Annotated in this window: 28 protein-coding genes; 17 read left to right on the top strand and 11 right to left on the bottom strand. The window is 71.4% G+C overall.

The window, feature by feature from the left end; genetic code table 11:
* Positions 1–104: 104 nt before the first annotated feature.
* A complete protein-coding gene (locus tag QCZ28_RS32040) occupies positions 105–554 on the bottom strand; it encodes a (deoxy)nucleoside triphosphate pyrophosphohydrolase (protein ID WP_279520068.1) in 450 nt (149 codons plus the stop codon).
* A gap of 183 nt (positions 555–737) precedes the next feature.
* On the opposite strand from QCZ28_RS32040, the gene QCZ28_RS32035 reads away from it, so the two are divergent.
* The gene (locus tag QCZ28_RS32035; RefSeq protein WP_030337506.1) at positions 738–1,046 is read left to right on the top strand and encodes a 4a-hydroxytetrahydrobiopterin dehydratase; all 309 of its coding nucleotides are present in this window, start codon (positions 738–740) and stop codon (positions 1,044–1,046) included.
* On the opposite strand, the gene QCZ28_RS32030 is transcribed toward QCZ28_RS32035, so the two are convergent.
* The gene (locus QCZ28_RS32030; protein ID WP_279520065.1) at positions 1,033–1,455 is read right to left on the bottom strand and encodes a VOC family protein; all 423 of its coding nucleotides are present in this window, start codon (positions 1,453–1,455) and stop codon (positions 1,033–1,035) included. The two genes, QCZ28_RS32035 and QCZ28_RS32030, sit on opposite strands and share 14 nt — an antisense overlap.
* Entirely contained in the window at positions 1,452–1,805 is a 354-nt protein-coding gene (locus tag QCZ28_RS32025; RefSeq protein ID WP_279520064.1) for a DUF1801 domain-containing protein, read from the bottom strand. Before QCZ28_RS32025 ends, QCZ28_RS32030 begins: the two co-directional genes overlap by 4 nt.
* Before the next feature lie 115 nt (positions 1,806–1,920).
* Between QCZ28_RS32025 and QCZ28_RS32020 the strand changes: the two genes are divergently transcribed.
* The 6 genes from QCZ28_RS32020 to QCZ28_RS31995 all read left to right on the top strand — a co-directional run bounded on the left by QCZ28_RS32020 (position 1,921) and on the right by QCZ28_RS31995 (position 6,539).
* A complete protein-coding gene (locus QCZ28_RS32020) occupies positions 1,921–2,805 on the top strand; it encodes a LysR family transcriptional regulator (RefSeq protein WP_279520073.1) in 885 nt (294 codons plus the stop codon).
* A gap of 29 nt (positions 2,806–2,834) precedes the next feature.
* Positions 2,835–3,557 (top strand): class I SAM-dependent methyltransferase, encoded by a 723-nt coding sequence (locus tag QCZ28_RS32015; RefSeq protein WP_279520063.1) that lies wholly within the window; start codon positions 2,835–2,837, stop codon positions 3,555–3,557.
* Between the two features lie 10 nt (positions 3,558–3,567).
* Positions 3,568–3,930: a PH domain-containing protein gene (locus tag QCZ28_RS32010; protein WP_030337500.1), complete on the top strand. Its 363-nt coding sequence runs from the start codon at positions 3,568–3,570 to the stop codon at positions 3,928–3,930.
* Between the two features lie 223 nt (positions 3,931–4,153).
* Complete coding sequence (locus QCZ28_RS32005) at positions 4,154–4,888, top strand: class I SAM-dependent methyltransferase (RefSeq protein ID WP_279520062.1); 735 nt, start codon at positions 4,154–4,156, stop codon at positions 4,886–4,888.
* A 98-nt stretch (positions 4,889–4,986) separates the two neighbouring features.
* On the top strand, positions 4,987–5,187 hold the full coding sequence (locus tag QCZ28_RS32000) for a hypothetical protein (protein WP_279520061.1): 201 nt from the start codon (positions 4,987–4,989) through the stop codon (positions 5,185–5,187).
* Between the two features lie 80 nt (positions 5,188–5,267).
* On the top strand, positions 5,268–6,539 hold the full coding sequence (locus QCZ28_RS31995) for an MFS transporter (RefSeq protein WP_279520060.1): 1,272 nt from the start codon (positions 5,268–5,270) through the stop codon (positions 6,537–6,539).
* On the opposite strand, the gene QCZ28_RS31990 is transcribed toward QCZ28_RS31995, so the two are convergent.
* The 5 genes from QCZ28_RS31990 to QCZ28_RS31970 form a co-directional block, all read right to left on the bottom strand.
* Positions 6,523–6,966, bottom strand: coding sequence for an SRPBCC domain-containing protein (locus tag QCZ28_RS31990; RefSeq protein ID WP_279520059.1), 444 nt, complete (start codon positions 6,964–6,966; stop codon positions 6,523–6,525). The genes QCZ28_RS31995 and QCZ28_RS31990 overlap by 17 nt on opposite strands.
* A gap of 2 nt (positions 6,967–6,968) precedes the next feature.
* On the bottom strand, positions 6,969–7,313 hold the full coding sequence (locus QCZ28_RS31985; protein WP_279520071.1) for a metalloregulator ArsR/SmtB family transcription factor: 345 nt from the start codon (positions 7,311–7,313) through the stop codon (positions 6,969–6,971).
* A gap of 2 nt (positions 7,314–7,315) precedes the next feature.
* Positions 7,316–7,774, bottom strand: coding sequence for an SRPBCC domain-containing protein (locus tag QCZ28_RS31980; RefSeq protein ID WP_279520058.1), 459 nt, complete (start codon positions 7,772–7,774; stop codon positions 7,316–7,318).
* A gap of 354 nt (positions 7,775–8,128) precedes the next feature.
* Positions 8,129–8,602 (bottom strand): hypothetical protein, encoded by a 474-nt coding sequence (locus QCZ28_RS31975; RefSeq protein ID WP_279520057.1) that lies wholly within the window; start codon positions 8,600–8,602, stop codon positions 8,129–8,131.
* Positions 8,599–9,369, bottom strand: coding sequence for a class I SAM-dependent methyltransferase (locus QCZ28_RS31970; RefSeq protein ID WP_279520056.1), 771 nt, complete (start codon positions 9,367–9,369; stop codon positions 8,599–8,601). The genes QCZ28_RS31975 and QCZ28_RS31970 overlap by 4 nt, the downstream gene beginning before the upstream one ends.
* 40 nt (positions 9,370–9,409) lie before the next feature.
* Between QCZ28_RS31970 and QCZ28_RS31965 the strand changes: the two genes are divergently transcribed.
* Positions 9,410–9,946, top strand: coding sequence for a DUF3592 domain-containing protein (locus QCZ28_RS31965; RefSeq protein ID WP_279520055.1), 537 nt, complete (start codon positions 9,410–9,412; stop codon positions 9,944–9,946).
* Positions 9,947–10,087: 141 nt separating this feature from the next.
* Positions 10,088–10,489, top strand: coding sequence for a hypothetical protein (locus QCZ28_RS31960; protein ID WP_279520054.1), 402 nt, complete (start codon positions 10,088–10,090; stop codon positions 10,487–10,489).
* A 247-nt stretch (positions 10,490–10,736) separates the two neighbouring features.
* On the opposite strand, the gene ychF is transcribed toward QCZ28_RS31960, so the two are convergent.
* On the bottom strand, positions 10,737–11,822 hold the full coding sequence (gene ychF / locus QCZ28_RS31955; protein WP_279520053.1) for a redox-regulated ATPase YchF: 1,086 nt from the start codon (positions 11,820–11,822) through the stop codon (positions 10,737–10,739).
* A 65-nt stretch (positions 11,823–11,887) separates the two neighbouring features.
* Here ychF and QCZ28_RS31950 point away from each other — a divergent pair, with 65 nt between their 5' ends.
* The gene (locus QCZ28_RS31950; protein ID WP_279520052.1) at positions 11,888–12,130 is read left to right on the top strand and encodes a hypothetical protein; all 243 of its coding nucleotides are present in this window, start codon (positions 11,888–11,890) and stop codon (positions 12,128–12,130) included.
* Between the two features lie 20 nt (positions 12,131–12,150).
* Here the strand turns inward: QCZ28_RS31950 and QCZ28_RS31945 are convergent, their stop codons facing one another.
* Together QCZ28_RS31945 and QCZ28_RS31940 are read right to left on the bottom strand one after the other, a co-directional pair.
* On the bottom strand, positions 12,151–12,885 hold the full coding sequence (locus tag QCZ28_RS31945) for a peptidase E (RefSeq protein WP_279520051.1): 735 nt from the start codon (positions 12,883–12,885) through the stop codon (positions 12,151–12,153).
* 154 nt (positions 12,886–13,039) lie between these two features.
* The gene (locus tag QCZ28_RS31940) at positions 13,040–13,543 is read right to left on the bottom strand and encodes a hypothetical protein (protein ID WP_279520050.1); all 504 of its coding nucleotides are present in this window, start codon (positions 13,541–13,543) and stop codon (positions 13,040–13,042) included.
* Between the two features lie 138 nt (positions 13,544–13,681).
* On the opposite strand from QCZ28_RS31940, the gene QCZ28_RS31935 reads away from it, so the two are divergent.
* The 7 genes from QCZ28_RS31935 (at position 13,682) to QCZ28_RS31905 (ending at position 22,295) form a co-directional block, all read left to right on the top strand.
* Entirely contained in the window at positions 13,682–14,191 is a 510-nt protein-coding gene (locus QCZ28_RS31935) for a SigE family RNA polymerase sigma factor (protein WP_030337483.1), read from the top strand.
* Positions 14,188–14,688 (top strand): hypothetical protein, encoded by a 501-nt coding sequence (locus QCZ28_RS31930; RefSeq protein ID WP_279520049.1) that lies wholly within the window; start codon positions 14,188–14,190, stop codon positions 14,686–14,688. Before QCZ28_RS31935 ends, QCZ28_RS31930 begins: the two co-directional genes overlap by 4 nt.
* 320 nt (positions 14,689–15,008) lie before the next feature.
* The gene (locus QCZ28_RS31925; RefSeq protein ID WP_279520048.1) at positions 15,009–16,460 is read left to right on the top strand and encodes an FAD-dependent oxidoreductase; all 1,452 of its coding nucleotides are present in this window, start codon (positions 15,009–15,011) and stop codon (positions 16,458–16,460) included.
* 78 nt (positions 16,461–16,538) lie between these two features.
* Positions 16,539–18,017: an AlkA N-terminal domain-containing protein gene (locus QCZ28_RS31920; protein WP_279520047.1), complete on the top strand. Its 1,479-nt coding sequence runs from the start codon at positions 16,539–16,541 to the stop codon at positions 18,015–18,017.
* Positions 18,014–18,523, top strand: a complete 510-nt coding sequence (locus tag QCZ28_RS31915) for a methylated-DNA--[protein]-cysteine S-methyltransferase (RefSeq protein WP_279520046.1) — start codon at positions 18,014–18,016, stop codon at positions 18,521–18,523. The genes QCZ28_RS31920 and QCZ28_RS31915 overlap by 4 nt, the downstream gene beginning before the upstream one ends.
* A gap of 44 nt (positions 18,524–18,567) precedes the next feature.
* Complete coding sequence (locus QCZ28_RS31910; protein ID WP_279520069.1) at positions 18,568–20,418, top strand: ABC transporter ATP-binding protein; 1,851 nt, start codon at positions 18,568–18,570, stop codon at positions 20,416–20,418.
* Positions 20,415–22,295 (top strand): ABC transporter ATP-binding protein, encoded by a 1,881-nt coding sequence (locus tag QCZ28_RS31905; RefSeq protein ID WP_279520045.1) that lies wholly within the window; start codon positions 20,415–20,417, stop codon positions 22,293–22,295. The genes QCZ28_RS31910 and QCZ28_RS31905 overlap by 4 nt, the downstream gene beginning before the upstream one ends.
* The last annotated feature ends 40 nt before the right edge of the window (positions 22,296–22,335 follow it).

Genomic DNA, 22,335 nt, shown 5'->3' with positions numbered 1-22,335 from the left:
CCCCCGCCCCCGGCCCCGGCCCCGGCCGGTTGATCATGAAGTTGTTGCCCTCGCCCGCGGCGTGTCGTGACAACAACTTCATGATCACCGGGAGCTGGAGGTGATCACCGGGGGCTGGGCGGGGTGAGGAGAGGGCGGAGGGCTGCCACGATGGGGGCGTCGGCGGGGAGCCAGGTGACCGAGTCCAGTTCGTCGGCGGTGAGCCACCGCAGCGCCTCGTGCTCCAGCGCCTGCGGTTGGTCGCCGCCAAGCAGGCGGGCCGCGTACACCTTGAGCACCGAGCGGCCGTGCGCCATCCGTACGTTGCGGCCGACCCGGTCGCCGATCTCGACGCGTACGGCCAACTCCTCGGCGCACTCCCGGATCAACGCGTCGGTCTCGGCCTCCCCCGGCTCGACCTTTCCGCCCGGAAACTCCCACATGCCTGCTACCTCGGGTGGCGCGGAGCGTGCACAGGCGAGCACCCGCCCATCCCGGATGATCGCCGCGCCGACGATCACCTTCAGGTCCCGTCGCTCGGCCTGCCCGCCACCATTCGCCCGTTCGGTCCGCACGGGCGTCCAGGGTGCCAGATCAATCGGCGGTTTGGGTACCGTAGCCGTCCGCTAGGCCAATAAGACACGGAAGTGTGGGCGTGGACACCCCCTCCGAGCAGCGAGAGACTAGGGGACACCGACAAGACACGGGATGGCGACGATTTGGCCACGAGCCGGCAACGGCGCTTGGGGGGTGCGGTGATGCGCGTGCTGTTCAACAGCAGGGCCAAGCACGACTACCTTTCCGACGCGTTGACCTTGCTATCTGGTTGGACACGCGAGGGCGAGCAGATCCGACGGACGCTCATGATCGACGATACCCAACACGCCGCACTAACTGAACGGGTCAAGGTTGTCGCGGACGCGCTGCATCTGCGACCCGAGATCAGCCGACGGGCCGACAGCACCCAGATCCGGGTCGGGCACGGCAGCGGCGAGCCCCTGACCGAGGGCGAGGTCCTGCTGGCCGCCCGCATCGAGGACGCATACCGGGCGGTCACCGAGGGCTGACGACCGTCTCCGACTCCGACTCCGCGTCCTGCGGGTACCAGCGCAGCTCCACCGAGTTGCCGTCCGGGTCACGCACGTAGATCGAGGTCGCCGAACCGCGGGCACCGAACCGGCTGACCGGCCCGGTCAGCACCGTGAAGCCTCCCGACCCGATCACCTGCGCCCAGTCCAACGGCGCCACCACCAGGCAGAAGTGATCCACGTTCGCGCCCTGCGGTTCACCTCGGACGAGGTCGATGATGCTGTCGGGGCTGATCCGCACTGACGGGAACGGGACTGTGCCCGCTCTCCACTCGTCGACCCGCACCGACGCCAGCCCGAGCCGGCCGCAGTAGAAGTCCAGGGACCGTTCCACGTCGGCCACGGTCAGCACCAGGTGGTCGAAACCGGTGACCCGCACCGCGCTCATGCCTGCTCCAGGTCGGCCGCCGCGCGCAACCAGCCGCTGAACAGCGCCGGGTCGACGTCGGCGAGGTCGCGCAGCTTCACCGCCGCCATCGAGCGCGCACCGGGCACCAACCGTCCTGACGGGTCGGCGATCTCCTGTCCCCGCCACAACCCGAAGGTGACAAAGGACCCGTACGCCTTGATCAGGCAGACCGGGCGCTGGCCGGGCCGGTTATCCAGGCCCCAGACCGGGTGCCCGTGCCACATCGCCCCCGTCGCCGCCGGCAGGGCCGCCGCGATGATCGGCGTCAGCTTCTCGCCGATCTCGCGCAGTGGGCCGTCCAGGCCGGCCAGGTAGTCGTCGACGCTCACGTCATCGCCTTTCGTTCGGTGTTCCCTGCCGCGTTCACGATCCCCCGACGGGGGACACCGACCAAGACCTGATGTCGCTACGATCGTTGCCCACAGGTCAACGATGGGGGCGGGTGTGCTGGAGCGGTACGAGGTCGAGACGTTCCTGACGCTCGCGGAGGAACTGCACTTCGGCCGCACCGCCGAGCGGTTGACAGTCAGCACCGGTCGGGTCAGCCACATCGTGAAGAAGCTGGAACGCCGGATCGGGGCACCGCTGTTCGCCCGTACCAGTCGGGTCGTCCGGCTCACCCCGATCGGCCGGCAGCTCGCCGAGGAGCTGGCCCCGCTGGTTGCCGGGATGGACGAGGCCGTCCGCCGCGCGACCGACGCCGCCCGGGGCGTGACCGGGACGCTGCGGGTGGCGTTCCTCGGCGAGTGGACCGCGCCGGTGCTGCTCCGGGCGGTGGCCCTGTTCGGCGAGCGGCACCCCGACTGTCGGGTGGAGGTGCACGAGGCACAGTTGTCCACCACCCGCTCCGGGCTGCTCGACGGCTCGACGGACGTGTTGATCGCCTCGTACCCGTTCGACGGGATGGCCACCGGCCCGGCGCTGCTTCGCGAGGATCGGGTGCTGGCGGTGGCGGCGGGTCACCCGCTCACCCGGGAGCGGTCGGTGTCGTTGGAGGTGCTCGCCGACCACCCGGTGGTGCAGTACCCGAGCGTGACCTCGGCGGAGTTCAAGCGGGACCGCACACCGGAGCGCACCCCGGGCGGCCGTCCGGTGCCGAAGGGACCCGCCGGGAACACCTTCTCCGAGATGCTGTCCCTGGTCGCGCTGGGCCGGGGTGTGCTGCCGGTGGGCGAGCACACGCGGCGCTACTACCCGCGTCCCGACGTGGCGTACGTGCCCATCCACGACGCGCCACCGATCGAACGGGGGCCGGTCTGGCTGCCCGGCAACACCACCACCCGGGTGCGCGAGTTCGTCCGCGCCACGACCGACGCGAACCCCCGGTGAGACACGCCGAGTTTCGCCACCACCGGTTGGTGCAGGTGTACGACGCCGAGTGCCGGTGGGGCCCGGACGACGACTTCTTCCAGGCGGTGGTCGACGAGACCCCGGCCGCCCGGGTGCTCGACCTCGGCTGCGGCACCGGCCGGCTGACCGTCGCCCTCGCCGCCGCCGGCCACACCGTCACCGGTGTCGACCCGGCCGGCGCGTCGCTGGCTGCCGCCCGCGTCAAGCCCTGCGGCGAGCGGGTGACCTGGATCGAGGGCACGTCGGCGCTGCTGCCGCAGCGGGCGTTCGACGTGGCGGTGCTGACCAGCCACGTCGCGCAGTTCTTCGTCGACGACGCGGAGTGGGCGCGTACCCTCGCCGATTTGGCCCGGGCGCTCGGGCCCGGCGGCCGGCTGGTGTTCGACGCCCGCGACCCGGCGGACCGTCGCTGGGAGCGGTGGAACCCGGTGGATTCGCACCGGGTGGTCAGGCTGCCGGCCGGCGGCGAGGTCCGCGCGTGGACCACAGTCACCGGGGTACGCGACTCAGTGGTCGACTTCACCCACCACTACCACTTCGACGACGGGGCCGAGATCCTCAGCTCGGCGTCGCTGCGCTTTCGCACCGAGGCCGAGCTGCGCGAGTCACTGACCACTGCGGGGTTCCTTGTGGACCGCATTTACGGGGGCTGGCACGGTGAGCCGGTCGGCCACGGTGACGGCGAGTTCGTGGTCCTCGCCCGGGTGGGCCCGTTGGCACCGGTTTTCTAGCCTGAACGGCATGGCGAACATCGCGTACGACCGCAAGGAGCAGGTCCAGCAGATCGAGAGTGGCCTCCTCGAAGGCGAGCAGATCATCGCCGTCTACGACGCCGTCGGCACCGGCACCGGGTTCATCGGGCTGACCGACCGCCGGGTGATCATCCAGGACCGCTCGTTCGTCGGGAAACGGTTCGCGATCACCAGCATCCCGTACTCGAAGATCACCAGCGTGAGCGTGGTCAGCAACAAGTCGTGGGGTGGTTCGTTCTTCTCCACCGGCGCCATCGCCATCCACGTCGGCACGCACACCTACGAGGTGGAGTTCCGTGGCGCGCAGAAGAGCCACCACGTACACAACGTGATCCTGCACCACATCTCCTGATCGCACGTCCCGGCGTGGGCCCGGCTGGCGTAATTGCCTTGCCGGGCCCGCGGCGTCTCTGGTGTCCTCGGTCGACAGCCGCGCGAAGGGAGCAGCCACCATGCCGAACACAACGAAGTCCCCCGAACCCACCGTCATCCGACCCGAGGAATCGAGACTTCGTGAGCAGGACTGTTCCCCTGGCGCTGCTGGGCGCCACTGATTCCAACCCCGGAGGCCGCTGATGTCGGTCTTCGACGATCCCGGCCTCTTCGGCCGGCTGTGGGCCGCCGACTACGACGACGGCGACACCAACCCTGACCCGGCCCCCGCCGTGGACTTCCTGGCCGACCTGGCCGACGGCGGCCCGGTTCTCGAACTGGCGATCGGCACCGGCCGGGTCGCGCTTCCGCTGGCCGAACGCGGCCTCGACGTGCACGGCGTCGAGGCGTCCGAGGAGATGCTCGCGCAACTGCGGGCGAAACCCGGCGGCGAGCGGATACCGGTGGTCGTCGCCGACATGGCGGACGTACCGGTGACCGGTGAGTTCCGGCTCGCGTACCTGGTCTTCAACACCCTGTTCAACCTGGTGGACGCCGAGCGGCAGGCGGACTGCTTCCGCAACGTCGCCCGGGTGCTGTCGCCCGGCGGCGCGTTCGTCATCGAGACGTTCGTGCCCGACCCGCGCGGCTTCGACAGGGACGAGCAGGTGCAGGTGCGTGAGGTGACCGAGGATTCCGCGACCATCCGGCTGCACAAGTACGACCGGCCGGCGCAGCGGTTCATCCGGCAGACCATCACGTTCGACGGCGACGGTGTGCACCTGAAGCCGTTCGCCATGCGGTACGCCTGGCCGCACCAGATCGACGAGATGGCGCAGCAGGCAGGGCTCCGGCTCACCGAGCGGCACGCCGACTGGCACCGCCGACCGTTCCAGGCCGACAGCCCGTCGCACATCTCCGTCTACCGGGCGGAGTAACGGTTTGATCGGCTCGGGTTCCGGAAAGCCGAGGTGTCAACGCCCCGACTTCAAGGAACCCGAGTCGATCTCCCGCCACCCGAAAGTGAGATGCCGCCATGAGCAGACGAGCCATCCATGTGGTCCTGGCGCTGTCGGTCGTCCTGATGGTCACCGGCATCATCCTCAAGGTGACCGGGGACGGCGGGGCCGACACGGCCGGCACTGTGGCGGTGTCGCTCGCCTCGGTGGGTTCGATCGTGGCGAGCATCGGCTCGTCCTCCCGCGCTGGCCGCGGAAACAAGGGCCCGGACCGGTGAGCCAGCCTTTCACCCTCGGCTGATTCTGCTGGTGGCAGTAGTTGTTGGTCCGTAGGGCCGGCGCCGGGTGAGCTGACACCATGCCGTCAGACGCCTCCCGGTTCCCGCGCTCCTCTCCGTACTGGCCGGTGGTCAGTCACCCTCAGCTCCGACGGGTCCTACCTGGGCTGGCCGTCTCCGCGTTGGGCGACGGCCTGGCGTTGGTCGCGGTGACCTGGCTCGCCATCCAACTCACCCCGCACCGCACCTGGATCGCGCTGGCCGTGGCGGCGTACACACTGCCCAGCGCGGCCGGGACTGTCGTCTTCGGTCGGCTGCTGCGCGGGCGCAGCGGCGCGCAACTCGCCGGGTGGGACGCGATTCTGCGAGCCAGCGCGCTCGGGGCCATCCCCCTCGCGCACCTCACCGGTGTGCTCACCGTCTGGCTGTACGTCTTCCTGCTCGCCGCCTCGGCGTTACTGCACTCGTGGGGTTCCGCCGGCCGGTTCACCCTGATCGCCGAACTGCTGCCGCAGCGACACCATCTGCCGGCGAACGCCGTACTCACCACCATCGGCGGGTTCGCCACCATCGTCGGCCCACCGCTGGCGGGCATCCTGATCGGCTGGGCGGGGCCGGTGTGGGTCATCGCCATCGACGCCGCCACCTTCGCCGTGTTGGCCCTCACGTACCGTCTCGCCCTTCCCGCCAACGGTGGACCCACGCGGTCCGAGCGCGGCGCTTCGCGAACGGCCGGGTTCGCGGTCATCCGCCAGAACCCGGCCCTAATGGGCCTGCTGGTGCTGAGCCTCGGGTTCTTCTTCCTCTTCGGACCGGTGTACGTGGCGATGCCGATCCACATCACCGACGACCTGCACGCCTCCGCGACGCTGTTCGGCGCGTACTACGCCGCGTTCGGCATCGGCGGCCTCGCCGGAGGTCTGGTCGCCGGTTACCTTCGCGGCTGGCCACTGCGAACCACCACCATCGCCATCGTCGTGGCGTTCGGCGTCGCCATGCTGCCACTCGGCCTGGGCGCACCCGTCGGTGTGTCGTTGCCGGCGTTCGCCCTGGCGGGCCTCATCTGGGCGCCGTACATGTCCACGTCGATGGCGCTGTTCCAGCGCAGCACGTCGACCGAGCAACTCCCGGCGGTGCTCGCCGCGAACGGTGCCATCCTCGTGCTGGCGGTGCCCCTGGGCACCATGCTGGGCGGGCCGTTGGTGAGCGCCATCGGCGCACGCCCGACGCTGCTGCTCTGTGCGGTGGCGATAGCTGCTCTCGGCCTGGCCGCCGGGGGGATCGCGATGTCGCGGCGGAGCGTGCGATCCCCCGGCGGCCAGGCCGGCACCGAGGTCAGTGACCGTCGCTGATCTGCACGTCGTCCGGCGCCGGCCGGCCGCGCCCCGTCTCGACCAGCTCCTTGAGGCTCATCAGGAAGACCGCCCACTTGGTGCTGCACTGGTGCATGAGTTCGGTCGGCTCGCGCCAGGCCGAATGCGTGAAGTCGACGATCGTGTACCGGCCTCGCTGGCCGAGACGCCAGCCGATCTCGGTGCCGATCCACTCCTCGGGGCCACCGACGATCCGCCACCGCACCCGGCCAGCCGGGTCCAGCTCAAGGATCTCCAGGTCGAACCCGCCCTCGTCACCGAAGTGGACGGTCAACTGCCCGCCGACCTCGCTCTTGCCTGTCGTGTCGACCGACCACCAGCCGGCGACGCCCTCGGGGGTTGCCACCGCACGGTAGACGTCGGCAAGCGGAGCGACGACGCCGACCTGGTGCAGAATGTCGACCATTCTCAGCCTCCCTGGTTGTTGGTGCGGTGGCGTTCGATCGTCTCGGCGATGCGCTTGATCCGGCGGAGCCGGGCGTCCCAGGTGGCACCGACAGTCGACAACTGGGCGACCGCGCGGGCGAGTTGCGCCTCGTCCACCTGGTAGTGACGCTCGCGACCGACTGGCTCGGCGTGAATCAGCCCAACCCGGTCGAGGACCGCCAGGTGCTTCGAGACGGCCTGACGGGTGACGGGTAGCCGTCTGCTCAACGAGGTGGCCGTGCCGGGCCCGTCAGCGAGAAGCAGATCGATCATCGTACGCCGAATCGGGTCGCCGATCGCCGACCACAGCTCGTCGTCGACCACCATGCTCACGGGGTCGCGACCAACCGAGCGACGTACTCGCCCAGCCGGGGCATGTAGTGGTCCCAACCGTTCTCGTGGTCGCGGTACTGCTCTTCCAGGACAGCGACCTCCCAACCCAGCTCGCGGAACCCGGTCTCGGTCATCCGGACCAGCGTTCCCGCGCCGCTGGGCACCAGGTCGAAGGTGACGAGCAGCGCCTGCCCGCCCCGGTCCGGCTCGGTGAAGCACCACCGGAAGGAGAACCGCTTCGGCGGGTCGACCTCGACGACGGCGAGCGCTACGGTCTTCGTCTCGCCGGTGTCGGCGTCGCGCCAGACCAGCTCGCCGGGCGCGCCAGCGACGGACTCGAACCGCGCGTCATCGGGCCACCACTCCCGCATGTGCCGGGGCTGGCTGACCACCTCGAAAACGACCTCGGGGGACGCGTTGACGTGGATGTCACGCTCGATAGTTCCCTGTTCCATGCCCACAACCTTTCGCAACCTTTGGTTGCACTGAACCTACGACAGCCCGCACCCGTCGCGCAACCTTTCGTTGCATGTCGTGGTTTGGTCGTACCCCTGGTGCACGATCGGCGCGCCGCCGGGCAGCCGAAGCGACCACCGACCAGCAACGTAAGGCCCTCAGCCGGCTCGTCGCTCGGCGCATCGTCAGTACGGGGTTCACACTGATCATGCCGCGGCGGGGAGGCTGGACGAGCGACCTCAGCGAGTCCGCCGAGGCGTTCGGGCTCCACTATCCGGAACGCGCGGAGCAGATGCGTAGAGCTGCCGCCATCGGCCACGCGCCCTCGCCAGTTCCGGCTGTGCTCCGCGAACTCATCGACGACCTCGGGCCCTGGCTCGCCGCGGAGTACGCAGTCGCCCACGGCGCGAAGGCCGTCCGCCCCTGACCTGCCGGAGGTCCTCGCCAGTCAGGACGGGACAGCCGAACATGTCCGTGAGGACGGCCCGCTGATGGTCGGTCAAGGGGTTCGCGAAGACCGCGACGCCGACCCCGCGCTGCCGGCAGGCATCGGCGACTTCGCGTGCCCTACCGGGGCTGAGCAACGTCCGCCGCGAGAACGGGTCGCCCATCTTGTCCGCTCCGCCGGAAGAGACTCCCCGCCGCTGCACGTGCCGGCTCACGACCTGGCCACCGTGGGCAGCCACCACGCTGGCCAGCAGATTGAGCTTGCTGTCGAACTCCTTGTCCTTCGCCGAGAACAGGCCCACCAGCGCCACCTCGACGCCTGCCAGCGCAGCCTTCAACGCCCCCGGGCGATGCCGGTTCACCGGGTCGCCGACCGTCATCTCCGACGGGCGCACAGCACGCCGGTCAGCATCGGCAGCGTGAACTCGCCGTGGGCGGTTTCGGATCGACTGCCGAGGAAGGAGCGAATCCGGCCGAGGGTGACCTCTCGCTCCTCGTCCGGCATGACCAGCATCCCGGCCCGCGTCGCGAGCGTCGCGACGAGCGAGTCGGCGGTACGGCGCTGCCCGTGCGGGAACTCGACCTGCTCCGCGGACCCGAACCGGGCGGTCAGGCCGGTGCTCGGAACGAGCATGCCCGCCGTCGCGGCGCGCCAACTGCTCAACGTGTCACGCGGGCCGATGGCCGCACTCCCGCTGACCCGTTCGAGCCCGGCAACCCAGTCGATCCGGTCGTCCATGATGTTCCACAGACCGGCCAGGATGCCGCCGGGGGCGAGGACCCGGGCGATTTCCGCCCCGGCCACGGCCATGTCGAACCAGTGCAGGGCGTTGCCGGCGAGCACGGCATCGACGGAGGCGTCCGGCAACGGGATGGCCTCGGCGCTACCCGGCAGGGCATTGACGCCCGGCTGCGTACGGCGCAGCTCGGCAAGCATGGCCGGGTCGGGTTCTACGGCCACGACGTCCGCGCCCACCGCCACCAGCGTCGCCGACAGCTTGCCGGTGCCGGCACCCAGGTCGAGCACGCGCAGGCCAGGGGCGTGCTCCAGCGCCCACCGCACCGCGGCTTGCGCGTAGTCCGGGCGGTGCTCGGCGTACGCGGTCGCCGCCGCGCCAAACGACGATCGGAGCATCTGTTCCGTCATCCGGTCAACGTACCGCCGCTTGTCGACATCGACTGCGACCATGGCCACCGTGCAGATCCTGCGGAGCTGGTGGCGTGCCCGCTACCCCCTCTACGCACTCGGCCTCGTGGTCGGGCTGGTCATGATGCGGCTGCCGTTCAAGACCTCTCAGGACAACGACGCCTGGGCAAATCGACTGCGGGTCGACGGCGTGTCAGCCCAGGCAGTCGTCGATGAACTGGTGCACAAGCGGCGGAACACGATGCACCTGCGCTACGAATTCGGCGGCGCTCAGCGTCAGGCCGAGGTTGGCTGTTGGGAGGTCTGCCGGCCGGCCGGCAGTGCGGTGCGAATCTGGGTCAACCCCAACGATCCAGGGGATTTCGTCACCGAGTTCGGCATCCTCAGCGGGCATCGGGGGCGGCCGCAAGGGGTGGTCGGAGCGGCAGGCCTGGTTCTGTCCGGGTGGATGGCGCTAGCGGTGATCGCCCACGTCCACCAGCGACGACGCGACCGCCGGCGGCAGGACTGGCAGCGGCAGCAGCGGGACCAACGCCGACGACAGCTCACGAACCGGTTCGCCACGCAAAGGCGATAATCACTGCGTCCATTTACCTGGATCTACGAGTCGCACCCCTGGTCAAGCCACGTTTATCTATCCGTTACCAGGACCGGACTTCACGGCATTGGCGGTAGCTATACGGTCCAAACCAAAGCACCTGCAGCTATGGAGGAATTTATGAGGAAAGCAACGTCGAGGAAACTCGCAGCGGCGGGTGGCGCACTCACGCTCGCGTTTGCCGGCATTCTTCCGATCGCCGCACCGGCATCTGCGGCGGCCCAGCCCGTCCCGGCCGCCGTGATGGACGAGCTGGGCGCCGTGCCGGCGGAAGTCGGAACACTGGCCTCATGCTCGGACTGGACGCCGCACATCAGGCGGGTCATCGTCGGCAGCGCCGCGGTGCACACCAGCTATTCGGGGTCGTCTACGGTGATAGCCCACTGGAAGTCGAAGACGCTTTTCCGTATCGACAAGCGTTGCGTGAACGATGCCGGAAACCTGTGGTGGCACTCGGACTGCTGCACTGGCGTAAAGGGCTGGATCTGGAACGACTATACGGAGTTCGCTCACTACAACTGAAAGCCTGCTCCGCGCTATCGCGGACCTCACCCAGGCACCAAGGAACACCCACCCAGCGACTAGCCACACACCTCGTTGGTGAAGGGGCCAGGGCGACAGGGTGTGGCGTCCTACCGGACACCCGACCTCGTCGCCCTGACCCCTTGGGTGTCGGCCCGACACGTGAGGACGATGGCCACGTGCAGCGGTACGGGATCGTGCTGGAGGTCCCGTACCCTCCACCCGACCCGACGGGGACCAGGTTGGATCAGACGTTGAAGCGGAACTCCACCACGTCGCCGTCCTGCATGACGTACTCCTTGCCCTCGATGCGGACCTTGCCCGCCGCCTTGGCCGCCGCCATCGAACCGTGCTCGACCAGGTCCTGGTACGAGACCACCTCGGCCTTGATGAAGCCGCGCTGGAAGTCGCTGTGGATGACGCCCGCGGCCTCCGGCGCGGTGGCGCCGATCGGGACGGTCCAGGCGCGCGCCTCCTTCGGGCCGGCCGTGAGGTACGTCTGGAGGCCGAGGGTGCGGAAGCCCACCCGGACCAGCTGGTTGAGGCCGGGCTCGTTCTGCCCGATCGACTCCAGCAGTTCGCGGGCCTCCTCCTCGGGCAGGTCCACCAGCTCGGACTCGATCTTGGCGTCCATGAAGATGGCCTCGGCGGGGGCGACCAGGGCGCGCAGCTCGTCGAGGAACGTCTCGTTGGCCAGCTCGGCCTCGTCGACGTTGAAGACGTACAGGAAGGGCTTGGTGGTGAGCAGGTGCAGCTCGCGCAGGTGCTCCAGCTCGATCTTGGCGGCGGCGGCCCCGGAGTAGAGGGTGGTGCCACCGTCGAGCACCTCGATCGCGGCCTTCGCGGCGGCGACGGCGGCGGCCCGGTCCTTGCGGAGCTTGGCCTCCTTCTCCAACCGGGGCAGCGCCTTGTCCAGGGTCTGCAGGTCGGCGAGGATCAGCTCGGTGTTGATCGTCTCGATGTCGTCGGCCGGGGAGACCTTGCCGTCGACGTGCACCACGTTCGGGTCGGAGAAGGCCCGGACGACCTGGCAGATCGCCGAGGCGTCCCGGATGTTGGCCAGGAAGGCGTTGCCCCGGCCCTGCCCCTTCGACGCGCCACGGACCAGGCCGGCGATGTCGACGAACGACACCGGCGCCGGCAGCACCTTCTGCGAGGAGAAGATCTCGGCCAGCTTGCTCAGCCGCTCGTCGGGGAGCCCGACCACGCCGACGTTGGGCTCGATGGTGGCGAACGGGTAGTTCGCCGCCAGCACGTCGTTCTTGGTCAACGCGTTGAAAAGCGTGCTCTTGCCGACGTTGGGCAGGCCGACGATGCCGATGGTGAGACTCACGACGGGCCAGCTTACGCCGGTCCCGGCCGGGCCGGTCCAGGCGGCTCCGATTCGGCGGTGGGCAGGTGGTCAGCCCGTTCGGCGCGACCGGCTCCGGCGTCGATCTGCGCAGCTACTGGATGGGGTTGACCGGCAGCGAGTGGGTCCAGACCCGCAAAGGCACGATCAAGCACGAGCTGGGCCTGCACGACGTGCCGCACACGCACCACGCCGGTGCGGACGCCGCCGAGCTGGCCCAGGTCTTCGACGCGGTGCTCCGCCGCCGACAGCCCGCCGAAGAGGCGTCACCCCCGGCCGAGCAGGCGTGACGGTCAGCGAGGCGTGACGCTCAGCCGAGCAGGCGAGGGGCGATGACCGCCTCCCGGACGCTGCCGTCCGCACCCCGGCTGACCTCGTACGCCGAGACGCCCTCGCGGTCCGCGACTGCCTCGACCAGCCGGGTGCCCCGGTAGACCAGGCCGACGCCGTCGTCCGTGCAGTGACTGGTCGGGAGCGTGCCGTCGCCGACCAGTTCGTGCATGAGCGGGCGGCGCTGGCCCTCACTGTCGTAGTGCACCCCGTTGCCGTACGGCAACCAGGCCAGGCCGTCGGTGAAGCCGCGCAGCCGCGGGCCGAAACTGTCGGTGGCACCGCCGACGTGCCAGCAGATCGAGCCGGCGGAGACACCGGCCAGCACCACGCCGGCCTGCCAGCACTCGTGCAGGATCTCGTCGAGCCCGTGCACCCTCCACACCGCGACCAGGTTGGCGACGCTGCCGCCACCGACCCAGATCACGTCCTGGGCGAGCAGGTGGGCGCGGACGTCCTCGACGTTCGGCATCGGGAACAGCGCGAGGTGGGACGGCTGGAACCGGGTGCCGGCGAACGCGCCGTAGACGCCGGTCAGCGAGGTGGGCTGGTCACCGACGGCCTGCCCGAGGTAGCAGATCCGCGGCCGCGAACCGGCCTCGGCCAGCTCGGCCGCCAGCTCGAAGACCGGGCCGGGACGCAGGTCGTAGGGCCCCCGGTCGCCCCGGAGGAAGCCCATGCTGGTGGCGATGATGGTCGGTTCGCTGGCGGGCATCGGGGCGTCCTTCCGTTGCGGGCGGTGCGGCGTCCATCCTGCCGCAGCCGGCCCTCCCGCCCGTTGCGTTCCGGTGCGGGGCCCGACCTCCACCCGTGGCGATCATGGTGGTGGCGGGGTGTCCGACAGTCGCAGCCCCCGCCAACCTCCATGATCAACCAGACTGGTCGGGGCGCCGTTGCCGGGGCACCTCGACGTCCGGCCACAGCCCCAGAGCGGGACGGTCGGCCGGCGGCAGTTGCCCGGCGGCGGCCCGGGGCAGGGTGAACCGGTCGGCGGCGGCCGGTCCGGCCGAAGCCGACTCGCGCAGCATCCACCGCACCTCGTCGGCCGTCCAGCCCAGCCCCGGCCGCGCGGCGAGCTCCCGGATCAACCGCCGGCCAACCCTCGTGTCGTCGTCGTAGAAACGCATGCACCAGTGGTGCGTCCACATCCCGAGCGCCCGTAGGCCGGCGTCGTCCAGCGAGCCCACCAACCGGCCGCAGGCGGTGTCAGGGAAGCGCTGCTCGGGATCGCCCGTCCGGTCCCGTTCGATGGCGCCGACGGCGGCCGGCGCGACGGCCCGCATCCGGCGGTAGAAGGACTGCGCCACCGCGCGGGGCAGCGGCGGGAACGCACCCGGTGTCGACGCCGTCGTCCAACCCGCCACGCTCGTCATTCGCCGCACCCCTTCTTCAGTTGGTGGCCGGACGTTACCCGGCACGCCCGACACTTCCGGGCCGAAAAACCCCACCGATCGTGGATAGCGACGATGACCTGGGGCGTCTGTATCTGTGACAACGAAACGGGGTGGTGGGTGGACGAGGACGAGCGCGCGCGGCTGGCCGAGTTCGTCGGCAGCCGGACTCCGGCGCTGATGCGGGTCGCGTACCTGTTGACGGGGGACCGCAACGCCGCCGAGGACCTGTTCCAGTCGGCGTTGGCGCGGGCCATCCCCAAGTGGGACAGCATTCGACACGCCGATCCGGAGGGCTATCTGCGGGTGGTGATGTACCGCGAGCAGATCAGCTGGTGGCGACGGTTTCGACGGCGGCGGGAGACCCCGCTCAACCCGGCGGACGAACCGGTCGGCGGTGACCCCAGCGGCGGCTCCGACGTGCGGTTGGCGATGCGTGCCGCGCTGCGTCACCTGCCACCGACGCAGCGGGCGGTGGTGGTCCTGCGCTACTACGAGGACCTGCCCGAAGCCCGGGTGGCCGAGTTGCTCGGCTGCTCGGTGGGCACCGTGCGCAGCCGTACCCATCGAGCGGTGCAGCGACTGCGGGAACTGCTGCCGGACGTCGACATGCTGGAGGTACGGCGATGACGGACCCCTTCGAGCACCTCATCCGCTCCACCCTCACCGACCTGGCCGAGGAGGCACCGATCGTGCATGACCAGTTGAGCCGAGCGGAACGGCGGGTGCGCAACCGACGCCGCGCCACGGTGACGGCGGGGGCGGTGAGCACCCTGGCGGCGATCCTGATCGCCACTCCGCTCGCGGTGGCCGCGACCGGCTCGGACGAACCACCCCCGGCCGTGCCCAGCCCGGCCGGCCCGGCGGCCGTACCCAGCCCGTCGGCACCCGCCCCGTCCGCGCCCACCGCGGTGCCGACGGTCGAGCCCAGCCCCGGTGGCGGGCTGGCCAGCCCGGTGGGCCCGCCCGGCGTCCCCGGCCGGCCGACTGTGTCGCCGCCCCCGTTGACTCCGCCGGGCGGGCCGGGCAAGCCGGGCGGACCGACCGCTTCCCCGAGCCCGTCGAGTTCGCTCGGCCCGCCCGGAGTGCCGCACCGGCCGACGGTTTCGCCGACCCCGTCGTCCTGAGCACCACCGGTCCGGCCGGCGGTCATCGCACGCCGGCCGGACCGGCCGTCCCACCGTCACCGCCGGCCACGCTGGTGCCGGGCCGCCCCGACGCGGAGGCGAGGAGCCGGGCGGCCCGCCCTTGGCCGCCCGAGCCCGAGGCGGGGACCCGGCCGGAGATTCCGGTCACCTTCGCGCGCCACTCCCCCGCACCGGCGAGCGTGGTGCGGCGCGGCGACCAGCGGGCACCGGCGCACCAGATTTGTCGACGCCCACGTGCCCGCTCATCCTTGGGCCATGACCGATCCCGGACACCCGAGGCGCGCGCCACGGGGGCACCGATGAGCACCGCCATGGCCCGGGTGCCCGACTCCCTCCGAGGGCAGATCGTCACGCCCGGCGACCGCCGGTACGCCAACCTGCGCTCGACGTACACCAGGTCGGCGTCGCCGGCCGCCGTCCTGCTGCCGAAGACCACCACCCAGGTGGTCGACGCGCTCCGCTACGCCCGCGAGCAGCGGCTGCCCATCGCGGTCCGCAGCGGCGGGCACGGCCTCTCCGGAGCCTCGTCGAACAACGGTGGGATGGTCATCGACCTGTCCATGCTCAACCGGGTCCAGGTGATCGACGAGCGGGCCGGGTTGGTCCGGGTCGAGGCCGGTGCCCGCTGGGCGAACGTCGCGAAGGCGCTGGCCCCGTACGGCCTGGTGATCAGTTCGGGTGACTACGGCGGCGTCGGGGTCGGCGGTCTGGCCACCGGCGGTGGTGTCGGCTGGCTGGTACGCGCGCACGGCCTGACCGTCGACCGGGTCCGCGCCGTCGAGGTGGTGCTGGCGGACGGGACGCTGGTACGCGCGGACGCCGACCACGAGCCGGAGCTCTTCTGGCTGGTCCGAGGGGCCGGAGCCGGGGCGGGGATCGTGGTGGCCTTCGAGATCGAGGCGGCCGAGCAGCGCAACGTCGGTGTCGCGCAGCTGGTCGTCGAGGCGCATCCGGACGGTCGCACGGTCCGGGAGTGGACGAGCTATCTCGCGCAGGCGCCCCGGGAGCTGTCCGCCGCCGCTGTGGTGTTCGCGGAGGGCCGATCGGTTCTCATGTCCATCACCGCCGTGGTCGCCGCCGAGAGCCTGCGCCGGGCCCGACCGGCGGTGGAGCCGCTGCTCGCCATCGGCAAGGTGCTCGAGCATCGGACCGACCTGCTGCCCTATCCGACGCTGGTGCCGACCGCGCACCTCAACCCCAACGTCGGGCAGCAGCGGGGCACCACCACCAACGGGCTGTTCAGCGCGCTGGACGACGCCGGGGCGCGGGCCGTGACGCGAGCGGTGACCGGGCCGGGGCGGGCCGTGGTCCAACTCCGCTCGTTGGGAGGGGCGGTCAACGACGTCGCCCCCGACGCGACCGCGTACCCGCATCGCCACCAGGACACCCTGATCGTGGCGTCGGTCTTTCCGCCGCAGGCCGACGCCGCGTTGAACGCCGCCTGGCGGGCGGTCGGAGCGCGGGCCGACGGCGCGTACGTCAATTTCGAGAGCCGGCCGGACCCGGCCGCGTTCGCCCGGATCTACCCGGGCGAGACCGGGGCCCGGGTCCGGCGGCTGTGGAAGCGGTACGACCCGGACGGCGTGTTCCGACCGGCCCTGCTGACCGGCCAGCCCAACCGGGCCGCCCAGCCCGGCCGTACCGCCCAGTCCAGCCGATCCGGCCAGGCGGACCGCACCGCCCAGCCCGGCCGCGCCGGTCAGCCCAGCGGGTCTGGTCAACCACACCGGCGTCGTCGACGCCCCCGTTGACCGGGCCGCTTCACACCGGCACGCCCAGGTCCGATTCCCGCCAGCCGATGACCGGTCGAGCGGGGCATCATCGGTGACATGGAGCTGGACTTCGAGCGGTGTTACCGGGCCGTGGACAGCCGTGACCAGCGGTTCGACGGCTGGTTCTACACCGGCGTGACGTCCACCGGCATCTACTGCCGGCCGTCCTGCCCGGCGATCACCCCCAAGCGGCAGAACGTCCGGTTCTTCCCGTCCGCCGCGGCGGCGCAGGGTGCCGGGCTACGCGCCTGCCGCCGCTGCCGGCCGGACGCCGCGCCCGGCTCGCCGCAGTGGGACGTCCGCGCCGACGTGGTCGGCCGGGCGATGCGGTTGATCGCGGACGGGGTGATCGACCGGGACGGCGTGCCGGGGCTGGCCTCGCGGCTGGGCTACACCGAACGACACCTGCACCGGATGCTCAGCGCCGAGATGGGCGCCGGGCCGCTCGCGCTGGCCCGGGCGCAGCGGGCCCAGACCGCCCGGATCCTGATCGAGACGACCGACCTCGGGATGGCCGAGATCGCGTTCGCCGCGGGCTTCGGCAGCGTGCGGCAGTTCAACGACACGCTCCGCGAGGTGTACGCGAGCGCCCCGTCCGACCTGCGCACGGCCCGTGGTCGCCAGCGGGCGGCGGTCGGGGCGGGGACGATCACGCTCCGGCTGGCGTACCGCCCGCCGCTGCACGCCCGGGCGCTGCTGGACTTCCTCGCGGTGCGGGCGTTGCCCGGTGTGGAGGAGGTCCGCGACGGGACGTACCACCGGGGTCTGCGGTTGCCACACGGCAACGGCCAGGTGGCGCTGACCCCGGCGGACGGGCACGTGGCGGCGACGTTGCGGCTGACCGACCTGCGCGACCTGGCGCCCGCTGTGGCCCGCTGCCGCCGGCTGCTCGACCTGGACGCGGACCCGGTGGCCATCGACGCCACGCTGGCCGCCGACCCGGCGCTGGCCCCGGCGGTCACCGCCGAACCCGGCATCCGCGTTCCCCGGTCGGTCGACGGCTTCGAGGTGGCCGTCCGCGCCATCATCAACCAACAGGTCTCGATCACCTCGGCAAGAACCACCCTCACCCGCCTCCTCTCCCACCGCGTTGATCATGAGGTTGACGAGGTCGATGACGATCAAATCCCAGGTCAACCTCATGATCAACGGGGTGGGCTGCGGGGATTCCTGGGGGCGGAGGAGTTCCTGTCGCTGCCGGATTCGGCGTTCGGGATGCCGGTGGGGCGGCGGGAGTCCTTGCGGGGGTTGGCCCGGGCGGTGGTGGACGGGTCTGTCGATCTTGCCCCTGGGGTGGATCGGGGGGAGGCCGTCCGAGGGCTGCTCGCGCTCCCGGGCATCGGCCCGTGGACCGCCAACTACCTGGCCATGCGGGCCTTCGGCGACCCGGACATCCTGCTCAGCTCCGACCTCGCGGTCCGGCGCGGCGCCGCCGCGCTCGGCCTGCCCGACACCCCGACAACCCTCGACCGGTACGCCCAGCGATGGCGTCCCTGGCGGTCCTACGCCACGATCAGACTCTGGAGAGCGGCATGACCATCGACAGCACCGTGATGAGCACACCGGCCGGCCCACTGAGCATCCTCGCCGGCCCCGACGGTGACGTACGGGCGGCCGGCTTCACCCCGGACCCGGCGGCACTGCTGCCCCTGGTCCACCCGACCCTGCGGGCACCGCTGCGGGAGCGTGCCGACCTCGGGCCGGTCAGCAAGGCGGTCACCTCCTACCTGGACGGTGACCTCGCCGCCATCGACACGGTGCCGGTCCAGCAACGCACCGGCGGCGAGTTCATGGCGCACGCCTGGCAGGTGCTGCGCGAGGTGCCGCCGGGCACCCCCGTCACCTACACCGGCTACGCCGCGCTGGCCGGTCGGCCACCGGCGGTGCGGGCCGCCGCGGCCGCCTGCGCCCGGAACGCGGCAGCCCTCTTCGTGCCCTGTCACCGGGTTCTTCGCACCGACGGCACGCTCGGCGGTTACCGCTGGGGGCTGGAGGTGAAGAAGTGGCTTCTCGGTCATGAGCGCCGCTTGACGGCAAGCTGACAGAACCATCGACACCTGTTAGACGCTACCGTCTGGTAGTGCCTGTGGAGAGCGACGGCGACCCGGCCACCCGGGCCGCCGCGGGAACCCGCCCCGCGCACAACCTCTGGCGGCTACGCCGCTACCTGCGCCCGTACGCCGCCGAGTTCGCCTGGCTGCTCGTCGCGGGGCTCGCCGGCACCGCCGCCGGGATCGCCGTACCGCTGGTCGTGCAGCGGGTCGTGGACGGGCCGGTGGCCCGACACGAACCGGCCGGGCTGCTCCAGCTCGGCGGCCTGGCGCTGCTGCTGGGTGTCGTCGAGGCGGTGCTCATCTTCATCCGCCGGTGGGTGCAGTCGTCCTCGGCGGTGGGCATGGAGGCGGCGCTGCGCGCCGACATCTACGCCCACCTGCAACGGCTGCCGACGAGCTTCCACGACCGCTGGCAGTCCGGCCAACTGCTCTCCCGGATCACCAGCGACCTGTCGGTGATCCGCCGGTTCCTCTCCTTCGGCGTGTTCTTCCTGGTGCTCAACCTGACCACGTACGTGGTCGTGGTGCTGCTGCTGATCAACCTGCATCCGGTGCTCGGGGTGCTGGTCGCGGCCAGCGCGGTGCCGCTGCTGCTGATCAGTCGCCGGTTCGGGCGGCACTACCACGCCGCGTCCCGCCGGATGCAGGACCTGCAGGGCGACGTGGCGACCCTGGTCGAGGAGACCGCACAGGGTCTGCGCACCATGAAGGCGTACGGGCGGGGACCCGAACTGGCCGCCCGCTTCGCCGGCGCGGCCCGGCGGCTGCACGACACCGGGGTCGGCAAGGGACGGCTGCTGGCCAACACCTCGGCACTGCTCGACCTGGTACCCAACGTGACCCTGGGCGTGGTGCTGGCGGCGGGGGCGGCCGCCGCCGCGCACGGCGCGCTCACCATCGGCGAGCTGGTCGCGTTCGTCAGCCTGCAACTGATGCTCATCTGGCCGGTGCAGTCACTGGGTTGGATCATCGCCAACGGTCAGGAGGCGGCCACCGTCGCCGACCGGATCCAGGAGGTGCTGGACACCCCACCGGAGATCGTGGACTCCCCCGGCGCTGTCGTTCTGCCCCGCGACGCGGTGCGCGGCCGGCTGCGCTTCGAGCGCGTCGCGTTCAGCTATCCGGGTGCCAGCACGCCGGTGCTGCGTGAGATCGACCTGAGCATCGAACCGGGCGAGACACTGGCCCTGGTCGGCGCCACCGGCAGCGGCAAGAGCACACTGCTCTCCCTGGTGCCCCGGCTGCACGAGGTGACCGCCGGGCGGATCACAGTGGACGGCCACGACCTGCGCGACCTGCGGCTGGCCTCGCTGCGCCGGCTGGTCGGGGTGGCGTTCGAGGAACCCACGCTCTTCTCCATGTCGGTGCGCGAGAACCTCACCCTGGGCCGCCCGGACGCCGGCGACGACGAGGTCCGCGCGGCCCTCGCGCTGGCCCAGGCCGACTTCGCGTACGACCTGCCCTGGGGGTTGGCCACCCGGGTGGGCGAGCAGGGGTTGTCCCTCTCCGGCGGGCAACGGCAACGGCTCGCGTTGGCGCGGGCCGTGCTCGGCCGACCGGCGGTGCTGGTGCTGGACGACCCGCTCTCCGCCCTCGACGTGCACACGGAGGCCCTGGTCGAGGCGGCGCTTCGCCGGGTCCTGCACGACAGCACCGCGCTGCTGGTGGTGCACCGGCCGTCGACGATCGCGCTGGCCGACCGGGTCGCCCTGCTGGAGGACGGGCGGATCACCGCGACCGGCACACACTCCGACCTGCTGGCCACCGTCCCGGCGTACCGGGCGCTGCTCGCCGCCGAGCCGCCCGCCGGGCATCCCCCACCGGCCGGGGCGGGCGGGCCCAGCCCGTCCCCTTCGGACGGGTGGGGGCTGGTGCGTTCGTGAGCGTGCCCCGGCAGGCCGACCCACCTCCGGAGGAGGATCCCGAGCTCACCCGCTGGCGCGGAACCGCCACCGACCCGGAGGCCGACCGCAGTCGAGCGGAGGACACCAGCCCCGAGGCGGTGGCCCGGCTGCGCCGGCTCAGCCGCAGCCTGCTGGGCGACCTGCTGCGCGGGCACCGGAAGCGACTCGCCGTGGCAGTCGCCCTGCTGCTGGCCCAGAACGCCGCCGCGATGGCCGGCCCGTACCTGGTCATGATCGGCATCGACCGGGCCATCCCGCCGTTGCGCGCCGGCGACGCGGGGCCGCTGATCGCCGTCGCCGGGGCGTTCGCGGTGGCCTCGGTCACCGAGTACGCGGCCCGCCGCGGCTTCCTCACCCTGTCCGCCCGGATCGGCCAGGCCGTCCTGCTCGACCTGCGGCAGCGGGTGTTCGGGCACTTCCTGCAACTGTCGGTGGGCTTCCACGAGCGGTACACGTCCGGCCGGATGGTCTCCCGGCTCACCAGCGACCTGGACTCGATCGCCGAACTGGTCGACGGTGGGATCGACAGCCTGGTGCTGGCCGGGCTGTCGATCCTGTCGGTGGCCGCCATCCTGCTCTGGCTGGACCTGCCGCTGGCGGCCGTGACCCTGTTCGCCTTTCCGTTCCTGTTCTCGCTCTCCCGCTGGTTCGCCCGGTCGTCGGCCAGCGCGTACCGGCGGACCCGGGACGCTGTCGCGCTGGTCATCGTGCACTTCGTCGAGTCGATGCGGGGCATCCGGGCGGTGCAGGCGTTCCGCCGGGAACCCCGCAACCAACGGATCTTCGTGGCGCTCGGCGACGACTACCGACGGACCAGCCTGCACGCGTTCCGGCTGATCGCCACGTACTCGCCGGCGATCAAGCTGATCGGCAACGTCACGGTGGCCGTGGTGCTCTGCTACGGCGGGTGGCGGGTGCTCGGCGGGCAGACCGAGATCGGTGTGCTCGCCGCGTTCCTGCTCTACCTGCGCCGCTTCTTCGAGCCGATGCAGGAGCTGAGCCAGTTCTACAACTCGTTGCAGTCGGCCACCGCCGCACTGGAGAAGCTGGCCGGGGTGCTCGACGAACGACCGGCCGTCGCCGAACCGGCCCGGCCCACACCACTGCCGACCGGGCCAGGCCGTGGCGAGCTGACCTTCCGGGCGGTCAGCTTCGGCTACCGGACCGACACCCCGATCCTTCGTCGGCTGGACTTGACGGTGCCGGCCGGGCAGACCGTCGCGCTGATCGGGCCCACCGGGGCCGGCAAGTCGACGATCGCCAAGCTGGTCGCCCGGTTCCACGACCCCGACACCGGCACCGTCACGTTGGACGGGGTCGACCTGCGCGACGTACGCGACGCCGACCTGCGCCGGGCGGTGGTGCTGGTGACGCAGGAGAACCACCTGTTCAGCGGCACCGTCGCGGAGAACATCCGGTTCGGTCGCCCGGGTGCCGACGACGCCGCCGTGCAGGCCGCCGCGCGGGCGATCGGCGCGCACGACTTCATCGCCGCGCTACCCGACGGGTACGCCACCCAGGTGCACCGACGAGGCGGGCGGCTCTCCGCCGGGCAGCGGCAGCTCGTCGCGTTCGCCCGCGCGTTCCTGGCCGACCCGAGCGTGCTCATCCTGGACGAGGCGACGTCGTCGCTGGACGTGCCGACGGAACGTCTGGTGCAGCGGGCACTCGGCACCATCCTGCGCGACCGGACCGCACTGGTGATCGCCCACCGACTCTCCACGGTGGAAACCGCTGACCGGGTGCTCGTCATCGACGGCGGGACTGTCGTCGAGGACGGCCCACCCGCCGTGCTGGCCGAGGCCGACGGCCGGTACGCCGCCCTGCACCGCCAGTGGCGCGAGTCGCTGATCTAAAACCGGCGTCGACGGCCCGCCGGCCGGTGTGTTCGGCCGC

This window comes from Micromonospora sp. DH14 (genome assembly GCF_029809455.1).
Taxonomy (GTDB): domain Bacteria; phylum Actinomycetota; class Actinomycetes; order Mycobacteriales; family Micromonosporaceae; genus Micromonospora; species Micromonospora parva.
Note: the sequence above shows the minus strand (reverse complement) of the source record. Positions and strands in the feature narration are given on the sequence as shown.

Coding starts and splice junctions, on each gene's coding strand:
- QCZ28_RS32035 (WP_030337506.1), top strand. CDS start 738: ATGCGCGTGCTGTTCAACAGCAGGGCCAAGCACGACTACCTTTCCGAC.
- QCZ28_RS32010 (WP_030337500.1), top strand. CDS start 3,568: ATGGCGAACATCGCGTACGACCGCAAGGAGCAGGTCCAGCAGATCGAG.
- QCZ28_RS31920 (WP_279520047.1), top strand. CDS start 16,539: ATGGAGCTGGACTTCGAGCGGTGTTACCGGGCCGTGGACAGCCGTGAC.
- QCZ28_RS32000 (WP_279520061.1), top strand. CDS start 4,987: ATGAGCAGACGAGCCATCCATGTGGTCCTGGCGCTGTCGGTCGTCCTG.
- QCZ28_RS31990 (WP_279520059.1), bottom strand. CDS start 6,966: ATGGTCGACATTCTGCACCAGGTCGGCGTCGTCGCTCCGCTTGCCGAC.
- QCZ28_RS31980 (WP_279520058.1), bottom strand. CDS start 7,774: ATGGAACAGGGAACTATCGAGCGTGACATCCACGTCAACGCGTCCCCC.
- QCZ28_RS31940 (WP_279520050.1), bottom strand. CDS start 13,543: ATGACGAGCGTGGCGGGTTGGACGACGGCGTCGACACCGGGTGCGTTC.
- QCZ28_RS32030 (WP_279520065.1), bottom strand. CDS start 1,455: ATGAGCGCGGTGCGGGTCACCGGTTTCGACCACCTGGTGCTGACCGTG.
- QCZ28_RS31985 (WP_279520071.1), bottom strand. CDS start 7,313: ATGGTGGTCGACGACGAGCTGTGGTCGGCGATCGGCGACCCGATTCGG.
- QCZ28_RS31925 (WP_279520048.1), top strand. CDS start 15,009: ATGAGCACCGCCATGGCCCGGGTGCCCGACTCCCTCCGAGGGCAGATC.
- QCZ28_RS31975 (WP_279520057.1), bottom strand. CDS start 8,602: ATGACGGTCGGCGACCCGGTGAACCGGCATCGCCCGGGGGCGTTGAAG.
- QCZ28_RS31970 (WP_279520056.1), bottom strand. CDS start 9,369: ATGACGGAACAGATGCTCCGATCGTCGTTTGGCGCGGCGGCGACCGCG.
- QCZ28_RS31930 (WP_279520049.1), top strand. CDS start 14,188: ATGACGGACCCCTTCGAGCACCTCATCCGCTCCACCCTCACCGACCTG.
- QCZ28_RS31915 (WP_279520046.1), top strand. CDS start 18,014: ATGACCATCGACAGCACCGTGATGAGCACACCGGCCGGCCCACTGAGC.
- QCZ28_RS31995 (WP_279520060.1), top strand. CDS start 5,268: ATGCCGTCAGACGCCTCCCGGTTCCCGCGCTCCTCTCCGTACTGGCCG.
- QCZ28_RS31965 (WP_279520055.1), top strand. CDS start 9,410: ATGGCCACCGTGCAGATCCTGCGGAGCTGGTGGCGTGCCCGCTACCCC.
- QCZ28_RS32005 (WP_279520062.1), top strand. CDS start 4,154: ATGTCGGTCTTCGACGATCCCGGCCTCTTCGGCCGGCTGTGGGCCGCC.
- QCZ28_RS31960 (WP_279520054.1), top strand. CDS start 10,088: ATGAGGAAAGCAACGTCGAGGAAACTCGCAGCGGCGGGTGGCGCACTC.
- QCZ28_RS31945 (WP_279520051.1), bottom strand. CDS start 12,885: ATGCCCGCCAGCGAACCGACCATCATCGCCACCAGCATGGGCTTCCTC.